The 3,668-nt window shown below is 65.7% G+C and carries 1 protein-coding gene; it reads right to left on the minus strand.

Translation table 11 applies throughout. The annotated features are described in order from the left end of the window. Nucleotides 1-77: 77 nt before the first annotated feature. Nucleotides 78-3,668 (minus strand): condensation domain-containing protein (locus A5650_RS00015; protein WP_156743947.1); only part of this gene is annotated, 3,591 nt, incomplete at its 5' end.

Below are 3,668 nucleotides of genomic sequence, written 5' to 3' on the forward strand. Positions count from 1 at the left end.
CCCATCCAACTGGGCATGCTCATCCTCATCGAGCAAATCAATCGACAACAACCGCCGCGACGCATCCGCGGTCATGATTACTGATCCGGTTCAGCGGTCAAAGCCGCCACCACCCGCCGCAGCCGTGCCATCAAAGAGTTGATACCTGCGGCGTCGAACACCTCGGCGTCGTACTCGACACGCAATGTCAGCTCGCGACCCGGTGACGCTTGTACCGCCAGCGGATAATGGTTGTACTCACGTGCGCTGATGTCGGTGATGGCCAACTCGTATTCACCGGCGAACGCAGCGGCGTCAACCGGGTAGTTCTCGTAGACGAACAAGGTGTCGAACAACTGATCGTGGCCGGCGATGCGGTGAATCTCCGATAGCGCCAGGTGCTGGTGGTCGACGGTGCGGTTGTGCGCTGCTTGCAGCTGATCCAGAAGGTCGGCGATGGTTGTTGTCGGCGTGATCGTCGCGCGCACAGGCACGGTGTTGATCAGCAGGCCAACTATCGAGTCTGCGCCGTTGACGTCGGTTGGGCGCCCGGAAACCGCGGTGCCGAAGGCGACATCACGCTGGCCGGTCAGCCACATCAGCAGCTGCACCCAGACGGCTTGAAGCACGGTGCTGACGGTCGTGTGGTTAGCGCGTGCCAGATCGCCAAGTGCCTGAGTGGACTCCTCATCCAGACGGAACGTTGCGACGTCGCGTCGGCCGAGACCCAACCGATTTGGCGAGCCAACCAGGGTGGGTGTATCGAACCCGGCAAGCACTTCGGCCCAGGCCGCGCGGGCCGCGTCCATGTCTCGTTCGGTCAACCAGCTGACAAAGCGGCGGTACGGCACCGCTGCAGGCAACCGCTGCCCGTAGTAACCGGCGATGATTTCCTGCAGCAAGATCGCGGTCGACCACCCGTCGAGAACGATGTGATGGTTGGTCAGTACGAAGCGGTGGCGGTCCGGTGCGGTGCGAATCAGCGCCGCCCGGAAGGGTGACTGGTCGGCGAGGTCAGCGACCGCGGCGCGTTCGGTGGCGCACACCTGCTGGACCTGCTGTTCGAGGTCCACGTCGCTGGCAGTGATTTCGACGTATCGCCACGGCGCAGTCGGTTCCGCCGGGATGATCTGCACCGGCTCGTCGAAGTCTGCACAGAAGCGGGCCGCCAGATGCGGGTGACGGGTGATCGCCGTCTGGACCGCGTCGTGAAGCCGCTGCGGTTCAAGCGCACCAGTGATGGTGATATCGCGCTGAATCGCATACACGTCGTCACCGCGGTCCTGCACAGTGTTGGCGTGGAACAGCAGCCCCTGCTGCAGGGGGGTCAGCGGCAACACGTCCGAGACGGCGTACTGCTGGCACAGTTCGTCGAGTTGGGGCTGGCTGAGCCGGGCCGGGGTGATATCTGAGGGTGTGAGCCCGCCGCCGCCGGAGCGCACCAGCGCGCAGATGCCAGCGAGGGCCTCGAACCACAACCGGCTCAACCGGTCCACCTGCGCCTGATTGAGCACCGATTGCGCCCAGGTCCAGTTCGCGTGCAGTCGTGGGCCGTCCTCGGTGTCGACGGTGGCGGCGTTGAGTTCCACTGTGTGGAGCAACGGCATCGGTATCGCCGCGGCCGCGCCGGTAAGGGTCAGGCCTTCCTGGCTGATCCGCCACAGTTCCTCGGAGAGTTCGGCCGCAGCCGCGCCCAACCGGCCCAGATAGTTGAACGCGATCGGTGGGTCGACCCCGTCGAGGTCGATCTCGGGGTTCAGGTAGCGCAGCAGGCCATAGGTCAGCGGATCGGGCAGCGCGCGCAGTTGTTCCTTGGCGTTCTTGACCGATGCTTCCAGCGCCGACTCACCTGCGGTCACCTGCGCCCAGTCCAGGGCCCCCACACTCAGGGCCACCGGGTAAATGGTGGTGAACCAACCCACGGTACGGGTCAAATCAATCCCGCCGGCAAGTTCCTCGTGGCGGCCGTGACCCTCCACATCGATGCCGATCGGTGCATCGCCGGAACCCAAGAACTCCGCGCAGGCCAATCCGAACGCAATCAACAAGATGTCTTGCACCCCGGCGTGCAATGCTGCGGGCACCTCACCGAGCAGCATCCGGGTGGTCTCGACATCCAGATCCGCCGACAAGTTCCCGGCGGTGATGAACGTGTCCACCTCCGGTCGCACCGACGCCAACACCGCCGGCGTCGCGGCCACCTGCCGCCACGCATCGGCCTGTGCGATCACCTCAGGGGCGTGGGCATATTCGGCGAGCACCGTTGACCACCGGGCAAACGACGTCCCGCCTGCCGGCAGGTCAATCGACTGCCCACTGTGGTGCTGGGCCCAGGCGATGTTGAGATCTTCCAACAGGATTCGCCACGACACGCCATCGACTGCCAGATGGTGAACGATCAACACCAACTGGCCGGTTGAGCTGGCCCACAGTGCACTCAGCATCACGCCGGCGCCCGGGTTCAAGCGCGACCGCGCCTCGGCCACCGCATCATCATCGATCGCGTCGACGGCCTGCACGCACGCGGCGGCAGCCACTGTGCCGGCCTCGGGCACCGTCAGCGCCCATCCTCCGGCGCCGTCATCCTCGACGCGTACCCGCAACATTGCATGCCGATCCAGCAAGGCCTGCACCAACACCACGACGTCGGCCTCGCTCACCCCGGCGGGCGCCTGAACGACCATGGTCTGGTTGAACTCGTCGACCGAGCCGTCCACGCTGGCCAGCCAGCCCATGATCGGAGTGGCCACCACCGGCCCGATACCCTCATCGACCGTGCCCGCGGCGCTGTCCGCTACTTCGACCACCAGTGCAAGTCTGGCGACGGTCTGCTCGACGAACACATCCCGCGGGCGACACAGCAGGCCGGCCGCCCGTGCCCGCGCCACGACCTGCATCGACAGGATGCTGTCGCCGCCCAGCTCGAAGAACGACTCGTCAACGCCGACCTGCTCCAGCCCCAACACCTGGGCATAAATCCCGGCCAGAATTTCCTCGACCGCGCTTTGCGGCGCGCGGTAGCGATCCACGTCGGTGTATTCGGGTGCCGGCAGGGCACGGGTGTCGATCTTGCCGTTGACCGTCAACGGCAGTGTTTCCAGCACCACCACCGCGGTCGGAACCATATAGCCCGGCAGCCGCTCACCCAGTTCCGCGCGCGCAGCGGCCGGGTCGGCCGTTCCGGTGACATAGCCAACCAGGCGCTTGTCGCCGGGGCGGTCCTCGCGGGCGATCACCACCGCCTGCTCCACGCCGTCAACGGCGTTCAGCGCCGCCTGGACTTCACCGAGTTCGATGCGGTACCCGCGGATCTTGACCTGCTCATCAGCCCTGCCCACATAGCGCAACTGCCCATCAGCACCCCACGACACCAGATCCCCGGTGCGATACATCCGCTGACCGGGCCCGCCAAACGGACACGCCACAAACCGCGACGACGACAACCCCGCCCGGCCCACATAACCCTCGGCAAGCCCAGCGCCGGCGACATACAACTCACCGACCACCCCCGGCGATACCCGCCGCAACCAGGTGTCGAGCACGAAAAAGCCCAGATGCGCCAGCGGCACCCCGATCGGAGACAGCGCGGTCTGCGCATCGGCGGTAACGATTTCCCGCAACGAGGCATGCACCGTGGTCTCGGTGATGCCATACATATTCAACAGCCGCGGCAACCCCGGATGACGACC

The sequence above is a fragment of the Mycobacterium sp. 1164985.4 genome (assembly GCF_001668575.1).
GTDB lineage: Bacteria > Actinomycetota > Actinomycetes > Mycobacteriales > Mycobacteriaceae > Mycobacterium.